This window comes from Haloplanus sp. CK5-1 (genome assembly GCF_037201915.1).
Classification (GTDB): Archaea; Halobacteriota; Halobacteria; order Halobacteriales; family Haloferacaceae; genus Haloplanus; species Haloplanus salilacus.
In genome coordinates, this window is record NZ_CP147505.1 from 2182149 (window position 1) to 2200553 (window position 18405).

Sequence of the window (18405 nt, forward strand, 5' to 3'; positions counted from 1 at the left end):
GGTCAGGCCGCGGTCGCTTCTTCGATCAGGTCCGCCACGTACTCGTCTTCCCACTCGCGGCGTGCTTCGAGTTCGCGCCGTCCGCGGCGGGTGAGGGTGTAGTAGTTGGTTCGTCGGTCCCGCTGTCCCTTGTCGATGAGTCCCTTCTCGACCAGCGTGTCGAGATTCGGATACAACCGACCGTGGTGTATCTCGCTCTCGTAGTAGGTTTCGAGCTCTTCCTTGATTGCGAGGCCGTGGGGTTCGTCGAGGCCGGCGATCACGTACAGGAGGTCTCGCTGGAATCCGGTCAGATCGTGCATCGTAACTAGACGTTCATATCTCGATGGTTATATGTCTGTCGCGAAGTGACAGTATCCCACCCCACCCGTCGAGCATCGGGTGTGACGAGGCCCGAGACACGGGATCGGTCGTGGTTCGGGAGCGTGGAATCGAGTGGATCGAGGGCCACGACGACGGAACGTCACCGTCCGCTGATACTGTTTTCGGCGCGTCGAGTGCCGTGTCGAAGTCGGCCGAACCGGTCCGGTTCGGGTCGGGACGGCGAGGCCGGTGGTCGACGGCCACTTTGCCTGCCGGTACCGGTGATGTCGAGGGTGTCCGCGAGTTATTTAATCGGCGACGACGAATCGGGCGCCGATGGATATCGGCTCGCGGGACGCGTTCACCCGGATGGGGACGCTCGGCATCGAGGAGGAGTTCTACATCGTCGACGACGCGGGACGACCGACCGCGGGCATCGACGACCTGGTCTACGGTAGCGAGCCACCCGAACCGCTCGTCGGCCGACTCGATCACGAACTGTTCCAGTTCACCATCGAGACACAGACGCCGGTGATCGAACGGCCGGGCGACGCCCCGGACGAACTGGCGATGATCCGGGAGGCTCTGGTCCGTCACGCGGCCGAGCACGGCTACCGAATCGCGGCCGCGGGACTGCACCCCACGGCGAAGTGGCGGGAACTCGATCACGCGACGAAGCCGCGGTACCGCGCCCAACTCGACCGCATCCAGTACCCACAGCACCGGAACATCACGTCGGGGCTGCACGTCCACGTCGGCGTCGACGACGCCGACAAGGCCACCTGGATCTCCAACCATCTCCGGTGGTATCTCCCGCTCGTCCTCGCGCTCTCCGCGAACTCGCCGTTCTGGTGTGGCTTCGACACTGGCCTCGCATCGGCCCGCGCGAAGATATTCGAGAACCTCCCGAACACCGGTATCCCGACCGCGTTCGAGGACTTCGACGCCTACCGGCGGTTCGAACGGCGCATGGTCGAAACCGGATCGATCAACGACCGCGGCGAACTCTGGTACGACGTCCGGCCCCACACCGGCCACGGCACCGTCGAGGTGCGCACGCCCGACGCCCAGGCCGACCCCGACCGGGTCCTCGCCTTCGCCGAGTACGTCCACGCACTCGTCGTCGACCTGGCCGAGCGCTACGACGACGGCGAATCGATCCCGACGCTCCGCCGGGAGTTCCTCGACGAGAACAAGTGGCGCGCCATGCGCTACGGTCGTGGCGCCGAGTTCGTCACACGGTCGAGCGAAGGGACGGCGTCGCTCGCGACGCTCGTCGACCGCGAGAGCGACCGACTCGGCGTCGACGGCATCCGGGACGTCCTCGACGCCCCCAGCGGCGCGGCGAGACAGCGACGGATCCACGACGAGAGGGGCGTGGACGCGCTCCGTACGTCGCTACTCCTCTGATCGGCGCCGTGTGACTCCCGAGGAGACGGTCGGTCAGCGGAACCGACCGAGCAGTTCGTAGTCGTGATCCGGCGTGTAGCGGCGGAACAGGAGGCTGTTCGACAGCACGGACACCGAGGAGAACGCCATCGCCACGGCCGCGAACACCGGTTGGAGCAGTCCGAGCGACGCCAGTGGGATCATCGCCGTGTTGTACCCCAGCGCCCACACGAGGTTCTGCTTGATCTTCCGGAGCGTCGCCTCGGAGATGCGAATCGCCTTCACCACGTCCAGCGGATCGGCACGCATCAGCGTCACGTCCGCCGCCTCGATGGCGACGTCGGTCCCCGATCCGATGGCCGTCCCGACGTACGCGACGGCCAGTGCCGGCGCGTCGTTGACGCCGTCGCCGACCATCATCGCCCGCCGCCCGTCGACCTGGATCCGCTCGACTGCCTCGGACTTCTCGTCGGGGAGGACGCCCGCACGGACGTCCGCGGGGTCGATACCGACTCGCTCGGCGACCGCTTGGGCCGTCCGCTCGTTGTCCCCCGTGATCATCATCACGTCGAGGCCGCGCTCCTGCAGGGTCGACACCGCTCGCTCCGCGCTTTCCTTGACCGTGTCGGCGTCGGCGACGACGCCGACGAGTTCGCCGCCCGACGTTCCGGCGGGGCGACGAGCGACGAGCATCGCTGTCTTGCCCTCGCGTTCGAGACGCTCCATCGTCTCCGCGGCGGACGAGGGGTCGATCCCCGCCTCCGCCAAGAGCGTTCGGTTCCCGACGAGGACCTCGTCGCCCTCGACGGTCGCTCGGACGCCCCGTCCCGGTACGTTCTCGAACGCCTCGGGGCGACCGATCTCCAGTCCCCGCGCTCGCGCCCCCTCGACGATGGCGCGGGCGAGGGGGTGTTCGCTGTCGCGCTCGGCCGTCGCCGCGAGACGGAGGACGTCGTCCTCGGAGAGCCGTTCGCGTGTCGCGACTCGGCCGCCGTCCGCCGCCGGTTCGCCGCCGTCCATCGAGGTGTGTGGCTCCTCGCCGTCGAGGGCGACGACGTCCGTCAACTCCATCTCGCCTTCCGTGAGCGTCCCCGTCTTGTCGAAGACGACCGTGTCGACGTCCTTCGAGCGTTCGAGGACGTCGCCGCCCTTGAACAACACGCCGTTTTGCGCGCCGATGGTCGTCCCGACCATCGTCGCGGCTGGCGTCGCCAACCCCAGCGCGCAGGGGCAGGCGATCAGCACCGACGAGGCGAACACGACGACGGCGAACTCGAAGACCGAGACGGTGCCACCGGCCGGGGCCGGGCCGCCGGCGACCTGCGTCCAGACCGGGAGCCAGTCGACGAATCCGGCGAGCATCTCGGGGAAGAGAAACCAGAGGGCACCCCACAGGACGGCGTTCGCGATGACCGCGGGAACGAAGTACGCGGAGATGCGGTCGGCGACGCTCTGGATGTCGGGCTGGCGGGCCTGTGCCTCCTTGACCGTCCGGACGATGCCCTGAATCGCGGTATCCTCGCCCACTTTCGTCGCCTCGACGACGAGGACGCCGTTCTCGTTGATCGTCGAGCCGACGACTTCGTCGCCCTCCTCCTTCTCGACGGGGACGGATTCACCGGTCACCATCGACTCGTCGACCGCGCTCCGGCCGTCGACGACGACGCCGTCGGTCGGTACCTTCTCGCCGGGGCGGACCTTCATCCGGTCGCCGACTGCGACGTCTTCCAACGGAACCTCCTCCTCGGAGCCGTCGTCGTGGACGAGCGTCGCCGTCTCGGCCTCCATCTCCAGGAGTTTCCGGAGGGCGTCGGAGGCCTGTCCCTTCGACCGGGCTTCGAGGTAGTTGCCGAGCGTGATGAACACGAGGATCAGCGCGGCGGTGTCGAAGTATCGACCGCCGGCGACGGCGTCGAGCAGGACCGCGACGGAGTAGACGTACGCCGTCGTCGACCCCAGCGCGATGAGGACGTCCATGTTGGCGCGGCCGTTCTTCACGAGCGCGGTGTAGGAGTTCCTGTAGAACGGCCACCCGAGGACGAGTTGGACCGGCGTCGCGAGCAGGAACTCGACCCAGCCGAATTCGACGCCGAACACCGTCTCGGGGACGAGTGCGCCACCGAGCAGGAACTTGTCGGCGAGGAAGGCGAGCATCGGGGCTGACAGGGCCGCGCCGAACAGCGTCAAGCGGCGCTGTCTCCGTATCTCTGACGCCCGCGCGTCGTCGCGGGCGTCCCGTTCCGAGTCGTCGTCGCCGGTCTCTCGAACCGGCGAGTAGCCGGCGTCCTCGATCGCGTCGTAGAGCGCGTCGACACCGGTCACGGACGGGTTGTAGGTAACCCGCGCCTCGTCGGTGGCGTAGTTCACGTCCGCGTCGACGACTCCCGGTGTGCGCTCCAGCGCCGCCTCGTTGGTCTCGGCGCAGTTCGCACACGTCATGTCGGCGATGGCGACCGTCTCCGTCTCGGAGACGACGCCGTAGCCCGCCGCCTCGACGGCGTCGTGTATCTCCCGGAGCGACACCGCCTCGGGATCGTACTCGACCGTTCCCTCGTCGGTGGCGAAGTTGGCCGTCGCCCCCGCCACGCCGTCGAGGGATTCGAGTGCCTCCTGGATCGTCGTCGAGCAGTTGGCACAGGACATCCCCGTAATATCGAGACGTGCCGTTCGGGTGGTCATGGTGTAGTACACTACGGGGTGCTCCCTTACCGTCTTTTCCTCTTCGATACCAGTGCTAGATCCCCCGGCGAAGTTTCGATCCCAAATCCAAACTTCGCTTTCCGTTCGAAACGATCGCATCCCACGGGGTGTCGAGGGAGGCAGGTCCCACAGCGACGTGGACGGTCGACCGGCGTCGCGGTCGATCCGGGCCGCCGTCTCCGCCCGGTGATCCCGCCGGGATTTTATGTCCCGTCGTGTCCTGGAGACGACAACGGACTCCGCCACCGATGACAGCCACTCGCGACCCGTTACGGGTCATCACGCTGGGAACCGGCGACGTCGCCGCCCGAATCGACGGGGCGACGACCGAGTCGGGGCGACCGCTCGCGGTGACGCCACGGGACCCGGATGCGCCCCCCGACGGCCTCGACGACGCCGACTGCCTCCTCGTCGAGCAGTGCGGGGAGGCGTGGCGAGAGGTCGTCGACCGTCTCGCGGACGCGTTGCCGTCGGTTCCGGTCGCCGTGCTGACCGGGTCGGCGTCGGCGGACGACGTGGCGGCGGCGCTCGAAACCGACGCGAACGGGTGGTTCCCCCGCGACCTGTGTGCCACCCAGTCGGACCTCGTCGCCACGCGCGTCGCCGGGTTGGTCGAGGGGGCGAGCGGCGACCCGCCGAGCGAGACGGGAGCGCGGGCGAGAGCGGACGCGAACGGCGTGATCGCCGACCCCGAACGGCGGTTTCGGCTCGTCGCCGAGAACGTCGACGAGATCATCTACATCGCCAACGGGGACTTCTCGTCGGTCGAGTACGCGAACGACGCCTACGAGGACATCTGGGAGCGTCCCGTCGCGGAGTTGTACGAGGAGGCGACGGCCTTCTTCGAGGGGATCGATCCTCGCGACCGCGAGACGTTCCGCGAGGAGTTCGAGTCGATGCGGGCGGATATCGAGTCCGGATTGCCGGCGGATCGGTACGAGTTCGAGTTCCGCGTTCGGACGCCGTCGGGCGAGATCAAGTGGGTCCACGCGACGGGCTACCCCGTGTCGAGCGAGACGGATGAGGACCGGTACGTCGGCATCGTGGAGGACGTCACCGAGCAACGCGAACTCGAACGGACGTACCGCGAACTGTTCGAGAGCGTTTCGGACGGCATCGTCGTCCACGACCCGGCCTCCGGCGACATCGTCGACGTCAACCAGCGGTTCTGCGACCTGACCGGCTACGACCACGGGGAACTCGTCGGGGAGACGGTCGCACTCGTGGCCTCCGACGACGAGGCGGCCACCTACGAGCGAGCGAGGGAGGCGGTCCGACGCGGAGAGACGGAGGGACCGCGGCTGTTCGAGTGGCGGTGTCGACGGGCGGACGGCGGGACGGTCCCGGTCGAGGTACACCTCTGTCTGGTCTCCCTCCAGGGCGAACGCCGGGTGCTGGCGAGCGTTCGCGACATCACGGAGCGCCGGACTCGCGGGGCCCGGCTGAGGACCGAACGCGACCGTCGGTCCGTGCTGTTCGAGAACACGCCCGATCCGATCATGGCCGTCGAGTTCCGGGACGACGACCCCTACATCACGGAGGTCAACTCCGGGTTCGCCGACACGTTCGGCTTCGACGTCGACGACGTCACCGGCCGACCCATCGCGGACGTCGTCGTCCCGGAGGACGAACGCGAGGGGTACGAGGAGATCAGACGGCGGGCGCTCGCCGGCGAGTCGGTCGAGGCGGAGGTCCGCCGGGAGACGGCGACCGGCGTCAGGGACTTCCTGCTCAGAGTGCTTCCCTTCGAGAGTGGGGGCGACCGGCACGCGTACGTCTGGTTCACCGACGTCACGGAGCGACGGGAGCGCGAGCGGGCCATCGAGGAGGAACGGGAGAAGTACTCGACGCTGGTCGAGCAGAGCTCCGACGGGGTGGTGGTCGTCCGCGACGGGGAGTACGTGTTCGTCAACGAACGGTTCGCGGCGATCACGGGGTACGCGGAGGAGGACCTCCTCGGGCGGCCGTTCGACGAGGTGTTCGCACCCGAATCCCGCGAGTTGGTCCGGGAGCGCTACGAGCGGCGGGTCGCCGGCGAGTCACCGCCCAACCAGTACGACGTCGAGGTGGAGACGGCGGCGGGTGAGCGACGAACACTGGAGCTCGCGGTGTCGCGGATCGGACACGAGGGTGATCCGGCGACGATGGCGAACTTCCGGGACGTGACCGAGCGCCGAGAACGCGAGCGGACGGTCGAGGGACTCCAGCGGGCGACCGAGCGCCTCCAGGGTGCCGAGACGGTCGACGACGTGTACGAGATAGCCGTCGAGACGGCACGGGACGTGCTCGGACTGCCGATGACCGCCTGCTGGCGACACCGCCCCGAGGCCGACCGACTCGACTACGTCACCGGAACCGATCCGGTCGAGCGGATGGCCCGCGGCCCCGTCTCGTTCACGCCCGACGACGTCGAGTACGACCTGTTCGAGGCCGGCGACGCGACGACGTACGATCCCGGCGCGATCCGCGAACACAACCCGCTCGACCGGTCGATCGTCGTGTCGATCGGCGACGAAGGACTGCTGGCCGCGGGCGAGCGTGGCCGCGAGTCGTACGAGTCGTATCTCGTCGACGTCACGCAGGTACTGGCTGGCCACGCGGCGAGTGCGCTCGAACGCGTCCAGCGGGCGGAACAGCTCCGGAAGAGTGAACACCGACTCGGGGCCATCGTCGACCGGATCGACGAGGCGATATTCCTCGCCCCCATCGACGAACTCGACGAGAGCGACCCGGCCGCGGAGTTCGTGAGTTCGGGCTACGCGGACATCTGGGGACAGTCCCTCGAGACGATCCAGTCGACCCACGAGGAGGGGTTCTTCTCGACCCTACACCCCGACGACTACGACGGCTACCGCGCGCTCATCGCCGACATCGTCCGCGACGCCGACCGAGGGACGCTGCAGGACACCTACACACGCGAGTACCGCATCGAGCGGCCGGACGGCGAGGTGCGCTGGGTCCGGTCGGAGTTCTACCCGACCGACTGGATCGACGGTCCCACGCGCATCATCGTCGTGAGCCGGGACGTAACCGAGCGCAAGGAGCGCGCACAGACACTCGAATCGTTCCACGACGCCACGGCGGAACTGACGACCGCAGACACGGTCACCGAGGCCGGCCGGACCGCAGTCGAGGCCGCAGCGACCGTGTTCGACCTGCCGGCGACCGCCGTCTATCGGTACGACGAGGCGACCGGCCGACTGGAAGCGCCGGCGACGGGGCCCGACCTCCCCGCGCCCGACGACCTCGGGACGCTCTCCGCCTCGAACGACACCGCGTGGGCCGCGTTCGTCGACGAGCGACTCCGGCGGGTCGAGGACTGGCGAGCGCCGCTCCCGGCGGACACGCCGGGCGAGGAGGCACTCCTATTTCCACTGGGTGGGAACGGGCTCCTCGTCGTCTGGCGGACGGGCGACCGCCTGGATACGGACGCCGCGAGCATCCTCGCGGCGACGCTCGAAGCCGCGCTCAACCGACTCCGCGGCGAGCGCCGCCTCGAATCCAGACGGGCCGAACTCGAAGCGCAGGTCGAGCGGGCGCGCCGCCTCGAATCGATAACCGAACTCACGCGGAACGTCGAAGCGGCGATCACGGCGGAGTCCTCCCGGCGAGGGATTCAGGAGGCGGTGTGTTCGGAACTGACCGACGTCGAGCCGTTCGACGCCGCGTGGGTCGTCGAGGCCGAGGTCGGAACGGACCACCTGTCTCCCCGGGCGGCGTCGGGGATCCAACGGGACGACGTCGAGCGGGTCGTCGCGGACGCGACGGGGGCGGGCGACGCGGACACGAGTCCGGCGGCCGACGCGTGGCGAACCGGCGATCCGGTCGTCAGCAACGACCTCGTGGGTGGTCGGCGGAGCGACTGGCGACAGCGCCTCCTCCGTCGGGGTGCCGGATCGGTCTGTGCCGTCCCGCTCTCCTACGAGGGGATCACGCACGGCGTACTCACGGTGGTCGCCGACGAACCCGAGACGTTCGGGGACCGGGAGGTGGACGTTCTCGCGCAACTCGGCACCTCCATCGGGTACGCGATCACCGCGACGGAGCGACAACGGGCGCTCGAGTCCGACGACACACTCGAACTCGAGTTCCGGGGGAGCGGCGCCGACGCCTCGTTCGTCCGTCTGGCGCGGGCCCTCGACGGCCGCGTCCGCCACCGGCGGACGGTTCGCCGCCAAGACGGATCGGTCAGCGTCTACTACGGCGTCGACGCCGATCACCCGAAGGAGGTGGTCGGCCCCGCGTCGGACGCGTTGCCCGGCGACGTCACGGTCGTCTCGAAGCGCGAGGGGTCGATCCTCCTCGAACGCCGCGGGTCGTCGTGGTTCGGCTCCTTCGTCGCCGAGTACGGAGGTGTCCTCCGTCGCGCGAGGGCGACCCCCGACGGCGTCACGCTCGTGGTGGAACTGCCGAGCGAGGCCGACACGCGGGCGATGGTCGAGCGAACCCGGGAGGAGTTCCCGGGCCTCGACCTCTACGCCCAGCGGCAGCGCCACGAGACGGCGGCGACGCCGCGTGACCTCGACGCTCGACTCGAACGCCGGTTGAGCGACCGACAGTACGAGGCACTGGAGACGGCCCACGCCATGGGCTACTTCGAGTGGCCACGCGAGAACAGCGGCGAGGACGTGGCCGACGCCCTCGGCATCACCCAGCCGACGGTGAACAAACACATCCGACTGGGTGAGGGGAAGGTGTTCGATCTGCTGTTCGGGTCGGCGTCCGACCCGTCGGGATGAGACGGTCGTGACCGGCCGGGTCGAGCGAAAGCGGTGATCTCGTCGGCGGATGCCACGGTTGGAGGGCCGAAGCGGCGGGGCCGCCGTCGATGGGGACCGATGACGGGGCGAACCGGCCAGTCAGTCGCCGGCTGGGTCGACGATCCGCACGTCGCCGTCGATGCCGTCCTCGCGCACGCGGAACGCGACTTCGTCGAGGACGAGACGGAACTCCTGTCTGTGGTGGCCGTCGGCGGCGGGTCGGAGCCGCGAGACGACGACGCCGGCGGCGGTCAGCCGGTCGAGCCGCCGGTACACCGTCGGCCGCGACATCCCGCACCGATCAGCGAGCGCACGGGCCGGCATCGGGCCGCCGGCCAGTGCCTGCAGGATGTCGCAGGCGTACTCGTCGCCCAACAAGTCGAGGAGTTCGTCGAACGCCACGTCGGGCGCACCGTCAGTCGTGGTCGATCCGACGCCGTCGCCGTCGTCGCGGTGACCGGACGCCGGCGTGGTCGGTGACGTGACGACCGCCTGCGTCTGACTTGGGTTCGCCGTCATCGTATACTCCCACGACCGCCCCACACCCGAATCTGATGGAAACGTTGACTGACCGCCCGTCGGAGCGGGGCTATCTATAATGACCGGCAGGGGCGTGACGGGGGAGCGTGCGATTTTCAGAGTCAGAAACACGCACGGTCGATATAGGTCGGTCGGCCTCGTCGGGACGCACATGGCACCGTTCTCGGATCGTCGACTGGGGGCGTCGATACCGAACGGGTGATCGGATGGCGGGCAACTCGGTGCGAGGCGACGGAGCGGTCGGCGGCGAGAGCTCCGCGAGAGCCGGCGACGCGGCCGCCGACCGACAGGTACTGGTCGTCGGCGGCGGTCCGACGGCCGTGACGGCCGCCGGGTTCCTCGATCGGGCAGGGTTGGATCCGGTGCTCGCTGGATCGGCGAGCGAGCGCATGCCGGCGGAAGTTATCACGCTCTGGCGGCCGGGGCTGGTCGTCTTGGACCGACTCGGTCTCCGGCATCCGATCGAACGGCGCGGAACGCGGCTGGATCGACTGTGCCGGCCGGCGACCGGATCGGCGTGGGCGACCGACCCGTCGGACCGACCGGTTCTCCTCTCGCTCCGTCGGGACGAACTCGCGGAACTCCTCGAACAGCGGGTACGGACCCACGTCCGGACGGTCGACGGTTCAGTGACCGGAGTCGATCCGACCGACGCCGGTGTCGTGGCGACGTTCGACCGCGGCGTCCGCGAGTCGTTCGACGCGGTCGTCACCGCCGACCCGACCGTCGCGCCCGCGTCGACGTTCCACACCGAGGCGACGGCGGTCCACGCCTGGGCCTTCGAGTGGCGCGCCGCCGAACGCCCGCCGAGCGACGCGGTGGAGGCGTGGGACGGCGACCGGGCTGCCTTCGTCACGCCCGTCGGCGACGGGGCCTACGTCCACCTCGTCTCGGTCGACCGCCCGACACCGGCCGTCGACGCCGACGCCCTCGAACGCCGGTTCGGGGACCTCCTCGAACCGCTCGGTGACCCGTTTGGCGCGCTCGACGGGCGGGCGCTCCGGTACCGACGGTCGCCACGCGTCGTGCCCGAGTCGATGTGTGGCGGCGGCGTGGCGCTCGCCGGGCCGGCGGGACACGCGTCCCTGCCCGGCGACTGCCTCGGCCCTACGCTAGCCCTCGAGGACGCCTGGGTCGTCGCCGACACGCTGGCGTACGGGCCGTCCAACCGGAACGACGCCCTCGACGTGTACGACGCCCGTCGCCGCCGGCGGAAACGGGAACTGCGCCGCCACGCGACGGCCGACGTTGATCCCGATCGGGTTTCGACCCTGCTCGGACGGCTGTATCGCGCTCGAACGCTCGCGTTCGGCCACGTTACCGGGAGGTTCCCCGCAGTCGCCCGCGCGCCTCCGGAATCGCTGTAGTGGGCCGGTCGGCCGACTGGTCCGCCGACGTGGGCAGCAAGCCTTTTGTCCGCCGGGTTCTGTCCTTCAACAAGAAACACATGTCAGACGAGAACGACGCCGACGACATAGACGACGACGGATCGGTCGACGACGTATCCGCTCGCGACCGACTGGAAGCCGAAGCCGACCGAGCGGTGTCGGAGTTCGACGACGGGGTGGTCGATCTGCTGGCGTGGGTGCTCGACACCGAGACGCGGGCCCGAATCTACGTCTACCTCCGACAGCACCCCGACTCGACGAGCGAGGAGGTCGCGGAGGGAACCGGCCTCTACCCGAGTACGGTCCGCGAGGCACTGGCCGAACTCCACGAGGAGGGGACGGTCGAGCGACACAAACGCGAGAGCGCGGGGGCGGGCAACAACCCCTACGCCTACGAGGCCATCGCGCCCAGTTCGCTCGTCCAAGACGTCGTGGGACAGGTTCAAGATCAGTTGAACGCCGTCTTCAACCTCGACCGGCGACTCGACGACGAAAACGAGGACGGCGACGTGGACCCGGTCCGCATCACCGTCGAAGACGAGACGGAGTGACCGCGTCGCCGTTACTGCGAAGCCGACTTGTTTAAGTCGCACGGATTCGTGGCACCGGGTATGGAGGTCGCGCTTGGCGGGACGTTCGACCCGATCCACGACGGACACCGGGCGCTGTTCGAACGAGCCCTCGAACTCGGCGACGTGACCGTCGGTCTCACCAGCGACGAACTCGCCGAGGAGACTCGACAGGTCTCGCGTCCCGTCCGCCCGTTCGACGAGCGACGCGCGGCCGTCGAATCGGAACTCGACGCGCTGGCCGACACACGCGACCGGTCGTTCGAGGTCCGCCGACTCGACGACCCAACCGGCATCGCGACCGAACCGCCCTTCGACGCCATCGTCGTCTCGCCGGAGACCCGCGAGGGGGCGGACCGGATCAACGAGATTCGCGAGTCACGGGGACTCGACCCACTGCAGGTTGAGGTTGTCGACCACGTCCCCGCCGACGACGGCGAGCGCATCTCGTCGACCCGGATCGTCCGCGGCGAGATCGACCCACACGGAACTCTCACGCCCGAGTGCTCGCCCGAGACCGAGTAGTCACCACTCCGGCGGCCGGAACCCCGACGCTTCGAGCACTGCCTTCCATCGGTTCTGCACGCTCAGTCGGGTGACGTCCATCGCCGCCGCGACCGACCCTTGGGACCGCTCCTCGCCGGCGATCAGGGCGCCGGCGTAGAGGCTGGCGGCGGCCACGGCCGGCTTCGACCGATCCTCCTCGGGCGTGTTCGAGAGGAACAGATCGACGGCGTTCGACCGGGCCTCGCTCCCGAGATCGAGACCGTCGGCCGCCCGCGTCAGGCGGGCGACCCACTCCTCGTTGTCGACCCGATCCCGCGCTCGGTACATGACCGACCCTTCGCCCCGGCGTCACTTAACTCTCGGCCGGAGCGACAGCTACTTACCGACCTCGGTGGCAAGGTGGACGTGCGCGCGGGTAGCCAAGCCAGGCCAACGGCGCAGCGCTTAGGACGCTGTCCCGTAGGGGTCCGCCGGTTCGAATCCGGTCCCGCGCACTTCTCGGCTCGAACGAACGTGAGAGGCGTGTGTGCGCAAACGACCGGATTCGAATCAGGGAACGGAGCGAAGCGGAGTGACCGTGGTTCGAATCCGGTCCCGTGCAAGGCGAGGTGCGAACGAGAGTGACGCCTTCACTCCTCCACGAACTCGACCCCTCGAATCTCGAACTGCGCACCTCCCATCTCGCTCTCGGTGACCTCGACCGTCCAGCCGTGGGCCTCCGCGATCCGCTGGACGATGGTCAGGCCGAACCCGGTGCCCGAATCGTTGGTCGAGAAGCCGGCGGAGAACACGTCGTCCCGGTCGTCCTCGGGGATTCCCGGCCCGTCGTCGGCGACGTAGAAGCCGTCGTCGTCGAGCGGGCCGATTCGGATCGCGACGTCGGGGCCAGCGTGCTCCACACTGTTCCGAACGAGGTTCTCGAACAGCTGCTGGAGCTGTCCCCGATCGGCCTCGACGACGCGGTCGAGGTCGGCGAGGAGCCTCGCCGTCTCCGTCTCGACGTTGCGCCAGCAGTCGCGGGCGAGCACGCCGAGCGTGATCGGTTCCAGTTCCGCCGCCTCCTCGCCCTCGCGGGCCAGCGTGAGGAGGTCGTCGATCAGCACGCTCATCCGCTCGTGGGCGCTCGCCACCTCGTCGAGGTGGTCGCTGTCGCACTCCTCGCTCGCGAGTTCCAGGCGTCCCTCGGCGACGTTGAGGGGGCTCCGGAGGTCGTGGCTCACGACGCTGGCGAACTCCTCGAGGCGCTCGTTCTGTCTGGCGAGTTCCCGCTCGTGACGCTTGCGCTCCGTGACGTTCTGGGAGACGGCAATCCCGGCGCTGATCTCGCCGTCGTCGCCGTGGACCGGCAGTGTCTGGATCCGGTAGTGCTCGCCGTGGAACTCCTGTTCGAAGGTGTGGGTCTCCCCCGAGAGCGCCTCGCGGTAGTAGTCCACGAGTTCGTCGGCGCGTTCCTCCGGAAAGAGGTCGTGGGCGGTCGCGCCCTCTATCTCGTCGGGTGAGTGTCCGAAAGCGTCCAATTCCGTACCGCCGGCGAGGACGTACCGGAGGTCCTCGTCGAAGAGGAAGACGGCCCCGTCGGGGAAGTTGTCGACGAACGTCCGGTAGCGTCGTCGGCTCTCGCGGAGCGCGCGCTCGCGGTCGATCCGGGAGAGCGCCTCCTCCGTGTTCGCGGCGAGCGTCCGGGCCAGCGTCACGTCGGCCTCGTCGAACGCCGCCGGTTCGGTCGCCGCGACGTACATCACCCCGTGATCGCCGAGTGGAAGGATGATCTCCGCCCCGAACGCGGTGTCGTCGTTGTAGCGATCCGGTTCGGTCGAGACGTCTTCGAACACTCGGACCTCGTCTTCTTCGAACGCCGCCCACGAGAGACTCTCGCCGGGTTCGTAGACGGGAGGTTCGCCGATCACGTCGAGGGCCGCTTCGGTGATCGCCGTGGGGACGAGGGCGTCGCTTTCGGCGTCGTACAGGTAGACGCTGTTTATCGAGAGGCCGAGGACGTCCCGAGCGGTCTCGACCGCGTGTTCCGCGACCGCCTCCTGCGTGGCCGCCCCCATCAGTTTCCGCGTGGCCTCGTGGAGCGCCTCGATGCGGCGCTCGCGCTCCCTGCGATCGGTCACGTCCTGGAACTGCGAGAAGATGGCGCGCACGTCGCCGTCGTCGTCGGTGATGACGTGGTTGTACCACTCGCAGACGATCAGCTCGCCGTCCTTGCGGACGTTCTCGTCCACGCTGTGGTAGCCTCCCTCGGCGTTGGCCAGCGCCGACGTGACCGCGTCGACGTCCTCGTAGCTGTCGTCGGTGACGAGGTACTCCCACGTCTCTCCGCGGAGCTCCGCTTCGGTGTAACCGAGGATCTCTTCGGCGGCGTCGTTGACGCCGACGATCCGGAACTCGCTGTCGTACTCGACGACGCCCAGCGGCGACTGCTCGACGAACATCGAGAGGCGCTCCCGGTTGGCCTCGAGTTCGGTCCGGGAGTGGTACTCCTCGACTGCGGTCGCGACTCGCTGCGCGAGCGTGGCGTGCGCTCTGGCTCCCTCCTCCCACTGGAGGTAGTCCGTGACGCCCGCGGCGATGGCGTCGCTGGCGACGTCCTCCGAACCGTCGGCGACGAGGAGGACGACCGGAAGGTGTGGGTAGGACTCGCGGACGGCGTCGAGTAACTCGATCCCGGTCCGGTCGGGAAGCGTGTACGTCGAGACGACACAGTCGTGGTCGTCGTCGAGAGTCTCCAGCGTCTCGTCGAGGCCGGTCGCCGTCTCGACGGCGAATCGATCGTCCGCTCGTTCGAGACCGGACGCGACCCGCTCCACGGACTCCGGATCGCCGACGTGGAGGACGTGTATCGTCTCGGTCGGTGCGCTCATCGTGAGTGATGAGAGAAACGGCGCGTGAGACGTATAAGTCTCGGGGGGTGTGACGGCGTGCCAGTATCGCCGTCCCGGACGGTCTCCGCGTCGGAATCCTTAGGACGGGCGACACCCGATACGTCCGTATGCGCCTGTTCCGGTCGGACGAACTCCTCGGTATCGCCCGGGAGACGATGGACTTCGTCCTCGAAGCCTGCGAGGAGACCCACCCCGACGAGTACATGGGCTTTCTCCGCGCGGACGACGCCCGCAAACTCGACATCGACCGCACCGGACAGGTGATCACCGACGTCCTCGTCATCCCCGGCACAGTGTCGAACCCGGTCAGCGCGACGGTGAAGACGAGTATGAAGCCAAACGACGTGCAGTCGGTCGGGTCGGTCCACTCCCACCCGAACGGCGTCCTCCGACCGAGCGACGAGGACCTCGCGACGTTCGGACAGGGCGACGTCCACATCATCGTGGGTGCACCCTACGGGCGGGGCGACTGGCGGGTGTTCGACAACCGGGGCGAACCGACGACGCTCGACGTCCTCGACGTCGACCTCCCGGAGGAGCAGTTCTTCGATTTCACACAGGCGGACATCGACGCGGAACTGGCTGCCGAGGGACGCCGCCGGGGTGTGGTCGACCCCGACTTGGACGACTACGACGACGACGGCGGCGGATTCCTCTCGTGGTTTCGGTGAGCGTCAGGTCCCGTCGCCGTCGGGGGTGCCGTCGTCCTCGTCCGGGGGCGTGTCGTCGCCGTCGCCGTCCGACACGTGTCGGGCGCGCGCCGCCGCCACCGTCTCCTCCAGGTGGGACGAGGCGTCGGCGGCGTAGGCCTCCAGTTCGTCGATGCCGACGACGGTGTCGGCCGCGTCGAGGCGGCGCTCGAACCGCTCCAGCATGCCCTCCGAGAGCTCCTCGTCCGATCGCTTCCCGGTCGCGACGCCGCTGGTGACGATGGCCTGGATACCCTCCTCGACGGTCAGATCCACGTCGACGACGTGGTCGGTCGAGACGTGCAGGACGTAGCCGCCCATGACGGGGTTGGGAGCCATCGGCACGAACAACGTGACCATCTCCTCGTGGCTCGCCGCCTCCTCCACCACCCGCGGCGTGTCGGCGGTCAGGAAGCCGAACGCGTACGATCCTTCGACGGGGAACTCGACCAGTTTCACCTCTTGGAAACTGTCGGTGTCGCTGTCCAGCAGCAGGCCGCTCATCTCGTCGATACTCCGGTAGAGCGAGCCGACACCCGGGAGTCGGGCGAGGAGCGTATCGAAGAAGGTGGCGAACCCGGACCGATCCGGGCGGCGCTCGGCCACGGCGCCGATGCCGAAGATGGCGCCGAGGAGCGCCCCCACCGCGACGACTTTGAGTACCGCGTCGGAGGCCGGCTGGACGCCCGTGACGGACGTGAGCACGCCGACGACGGGGTCGAGTTGCTGTGAGACGAAGTCGACGACGACACCGAGGATGAGGAGGGTGACGATGAGCGGAAGCGTGACGGCGGCCCCGGTGATGAAGGCCTGCCGGGCGAACGCCCGCGGGCCGCCGTACTCGTCGAATTCGTCCGATCGCTTCGGGCGGTCCGAGCGGTCCGATCGACCCATACGGGCCGATGGGCGCCGCCGACTCAAAAGCGTCGGGGACACCCCCTCGCGGGCGTCGCGACAGCCTTTACTCCCGGCGTGCTGGACGGTATCGCATGTCGGGACACGCACAGACGCTCCGCCCGTTCCTGTCTCGGGCGGTACGGCTGTATCCGGACCGCGAACTCGTCGCTCGGACCGGCGAGGGCGTCGTTCGGCACACGTACGACGAGTGCGCCGATCGGGTCGGCCGCCTCGCGAACGCGCTTCGGGCGGCGGGCGTCGGCCACGGTGACCGCGTGGGGACGCTGTGCTGGAACCACGACCGGCACTTCGCGGCGTACTTCGCCGCCCCCGAACTCGGCGCACAGTTGCACACGATCAACCCCCTTCTCCCGGCCGACGACGTCCGACGGATCGTCGAGAGCGCCGGCGACCGGGTCGTCATCGTCGACGCCTCGCTCGCCGACGCGTTCGCCGAGGCGTACGACCCCGACGCCTTCGCGAGCGTCGAGCAAGTGGTCGTCGTCGGGTCGGCGGCGCCGGACCTCCCGGTCGAGACGACGGCGTACGACGACTTCGTCGCGGGCCACGCCGCCGCCGTCGACGCTCCCGACCTCACCGGAGACGACCCTGCCGGCCTGTGTTACTCCTCGGGGACGACCGGCGACCCGAAGGGCGTCGAGTACACCCACCGGATGCTCTGGAGCCACACGATGGCGATCATGACGCCGTCGGGTCTCGACATCGCCGATCGGGACGTCGTCATGCCGGTCGTCCCGATGTTCCACATCAACGCTTGGGGGCTTCCCTACGCGGCGACGGCGGCGGGCGCGAAACACGTCTACCCCGGGCCGTCGCCCGACCCCCAAGACATCGTGGACCTGATCGACCGCGAGGGTGTCACCCTCACCGCGGGCGTCCCGACGGTCTGGCTGGGCGTCCTCGACCACCTGTCTGACCACCCCAACCCCGAGGCGGCGCTCTCGACGCTCGATCGGATCGTCGTCGGTGGCGCCGCCCCACCCGAACGGCTGCTCCGCGCGTTCGACGATCACGGCGTCGAGGTGCTCCACGGGTGGGGGATGACCGAGACGTCGCCCGTCGGCGCAGTCTCCCACCTCAAACCCGGCCTGCGCGACGCCGACTACGACCGCCGCGTCGCGAAGCGGGCAAAACAGGGGCTCGTCCTCCCCGGTCTGGAGTTCGACGTCGTCGACGATTCGGACGACGCCGTCCCGCACGACGGCGAGTCGATGGGCGAACTACTGATCCGTGGCCCGTGGGTCGCGACGGAGTACTACGAGTCCGAGGGTGACGACGCCTTCGAGGGGCCGTGGCTCCGCACCGGCGACGTGGTGACGGTCGATTCGGACGGCTATCTCGAACTCGTCGACCGCGCGGACGACGTCATCAAATCGGGCGGGGAGTGGATCTCCTCGCAGGCGGTCGAGAACGCGATCATGGACCACGAGTCGGTCCGCGAGGCGGCGGTCGTCGGCGTCCCCCACGAGCGGTGGGGGGAGCGGCCGGCGGCGTTCGTCGCCGCCGACGCCGACCCCGCCGACCGCGACGCCCTGGTCGACTCGCTGTGCGACAGAATCCGGGCCGACTATCCCGACTGGTGGGTGCCCGACCGGGTCGAGTTCGTCGAGTCGGTGCCGAAGACGGCGACCGGGAAGTTCGACAAGGTCGACCTCCGGGGGCGCTTCGAGGGGGCGCTCGACGAGCGGGTGGACGCGGCGCCGCCCGAGGGGGCGGAGTGACGCCGTCGGCGCGAAAAAACACTTACCGCCCGC

The 18405-nt window shown here is 69.0% G+C and carries 13 protein-coding genes and 1 tRNA gene; 8 read left to right on the forward strand and 6 right to left on the reverse strand.

The genetic code is table 11. The features are described from left to right. Window positions 1–2: 2 nt before the first annotated feature. Window positions 3–302 carry a PadR family transcriptional regulator gene (locus tag NBT81_RS11565; protein WP_338738671.1) on the reverse strand — a complete coding sequence of 100 codons (300 nt, stop codon included), beginning with the start codon at window positions 300–302 and terminating at the stop codon, window positions 3–5. Window positions 303–639: 337 nt separating this feature from the next. Between NBT81_RS11565 and NBT81_RS11570 the strand changes: the two genes are divergently transcribed. Next, complete coding sequence (locus NBT81_RS11570) at window positions 640–1713, forward strand: glutamate--cysteine ligase (RefSeq protein ID WP_338738673.1); 1074 nt, start codon at window positions 640–642, stop codon at window positions 1711–1713. A 33-nt stretch (window positions 1714–1746) separates the two neighbouring features. On the opposite strand, the gene NBT81_RS11575 is transcribed toward NBT81_RS11570, so the two are convergent. Continuing rightward, window positions 1747–4371, reverse strand: a complete 2625-nt coding sequence (locus NBT81_RS11575; RefSeq protein ID WP_338738675.1) for a heavy metal translocating P-type ATPase — start codon at window positions 4369–4371, stop codon at window positions 1747–1749. A 269-nt stretch (window positions 4372–4640) separates the two neighbouring features. Here NBT81_RS11575 and NBT81_RS11580 point away from each other — a divergent pair, with 269 nt between their 5' ends. Next, on the forward strand, window positions 4641–9131 hold the full coding sequence (locus NBT81_RS11580) for a PAS domain S-box protein (protein WP_338738677.1): 4491 nt from the start codon (window positions 4641–4643) through the stop codon (window positions 9129–9131). Window positions 9132–9251: 120 nt separating this feature from the next. Here NBT81_RS11580 and NBT81_RS11585 read toward each other — a convergent pair whose 3' ends face one another. After that, window positions 9252–9671, reverse strand: a complete 420-nt coding sequence (locus tag NBT81_RS11585) for a winged helix-turn-helix domain-containing protein (protein ID WP_338738679.1) — start codon at window positions 9669–9671, stop codon at window positions 9252–9254. 227 nt (window positions 9672–9898) lie between these two features. On the opposite strand from NBT81_RS11585, the gene NBT81_RS11590 reads away from it, so the two are divergent. From NBT81_RS11590 to NBT81_RS11600, 3 genes are all read left to right on the forward strand, one after another. Beyond that, on the forward strand, window positions 9899–11059 hold the full coding sequence (locus NBT81_RS11590) for a hypothetical protein (protein ID WP_338738681.1): 1161 nt from the start codon (window positions 9899–9901) through the stop codon (window positions 11057–11059). A gap of 80 nt (window positions 11060–11139) precedes the next feature. Then, window positions 11140–11631 (forward strand): winged helix-turn-helix domain-containing protein, encoded by a 492-nt coding sequence (locus NBT81_RS11595; protein WP_338738683.1) that lies wholly within the window; start codon window positions 11140–11142, stop codon window positions 11629–11631. A gap of 60 nt (window positions 11632–11691) precedes the next feature. After that, the gene (locus tag NBT81_RS11600; protein ID WP_338738685.1) at window positions 11692–12174 is read left to right on the forward strand and encodes a phosphopantetheine adenylyltransferase; all 483 of its coding nucleotides are present in this window, start codon (window positions 11692–11694) and stop codon (window positions 12172–12174) included. Here the strand turns inward: NBT81_RS11600 and NBT81_RS11605 are convergent, their stop codons facing one another. Beyond that, entirely contained in the window at window positions 12175–12483 is a 309-nt protein-coding gene (locus tag NBT81_RS11605) for a transcription initiation factor IIB family protein (RefSeq protein ID WP_338738687.1), read from the reverse strand. It lies immediately after the preceding gene. An 82-nt stretch (window positions 12484–12565) separates the two neighbouring features. On the opposite strand from NBT81_RS11605, the gene NBT81_RS11610 reads away from it, so the two are divergent. After that, window positions 12566–12650, forward strand: a tRNA-Leu gene (locus NBT81_RS11610). Between the two features lie 135 nt (window positions 12651–12785). Here the strand turns inward: NBT81_RS11610 and NBT81_RS11615 are convergent. Beyond that, window positions 12786–15023, reverse strand: a complete 2238-nt coding sequence (locus NBT81_RS11615; protein WP_338738689.1) for a PAS domain S-box protein — start codon at window positions 15021–15023, stop codon at window positions 12786–12788. A 128-nt stretch (window positions 15024–15151) separates the two neighbouring features. On the opposite strand from NBT81_RS11615, the gene NBT81_RS11620 reads away from it, so the two are divergent. Then, a complete protein-coding gene (locus tag NBT81_RS11620; RefSeq protein WP_338738691.1) occupies window positions 15152–15715 on the forward strand; it encodes a Mov34/MPN/PAD-1 family protein in 564 nt (187 codons plus the stop codon). Window positions 15716–15718: 3 nt separating this feature from the next. Here NBT81_RS11620 and NBT81_RS11625 read toward each other — a convergent pair whose 3' ends face one another. Next, window positions 15719–16627 carry a DUF502 domain-containing protein gene (locus NBT81_RS11625; protein ID WP_338738693.1) on the reverse strand — a complete coding sequence of 303 codons (909 nt, stop codon included), beginning with the start codon at window positions 16625–16627 and terminating at the stop codon, window positions 15719–15721. Window positions 16628–16722: 95 nt separating this feature from the next. On the opposite strand from NBT81_RS11625, the gene NBT81_RS11630 reads away from it, so the two are divergent. Continuing rightward, window positions 16723–18372: a long-chain-fatty-acid--CoA ligase gene (locus NBT81_RS11630; protein WP_338738695.1), complete on the forward strand. Its 1650-nt coding sequence runs from the start codon at window positions 16723–16725 to the stop codon at window positions 18370–18372. Window positions 18373–18405: the final 33 nt, after the last annotated feature.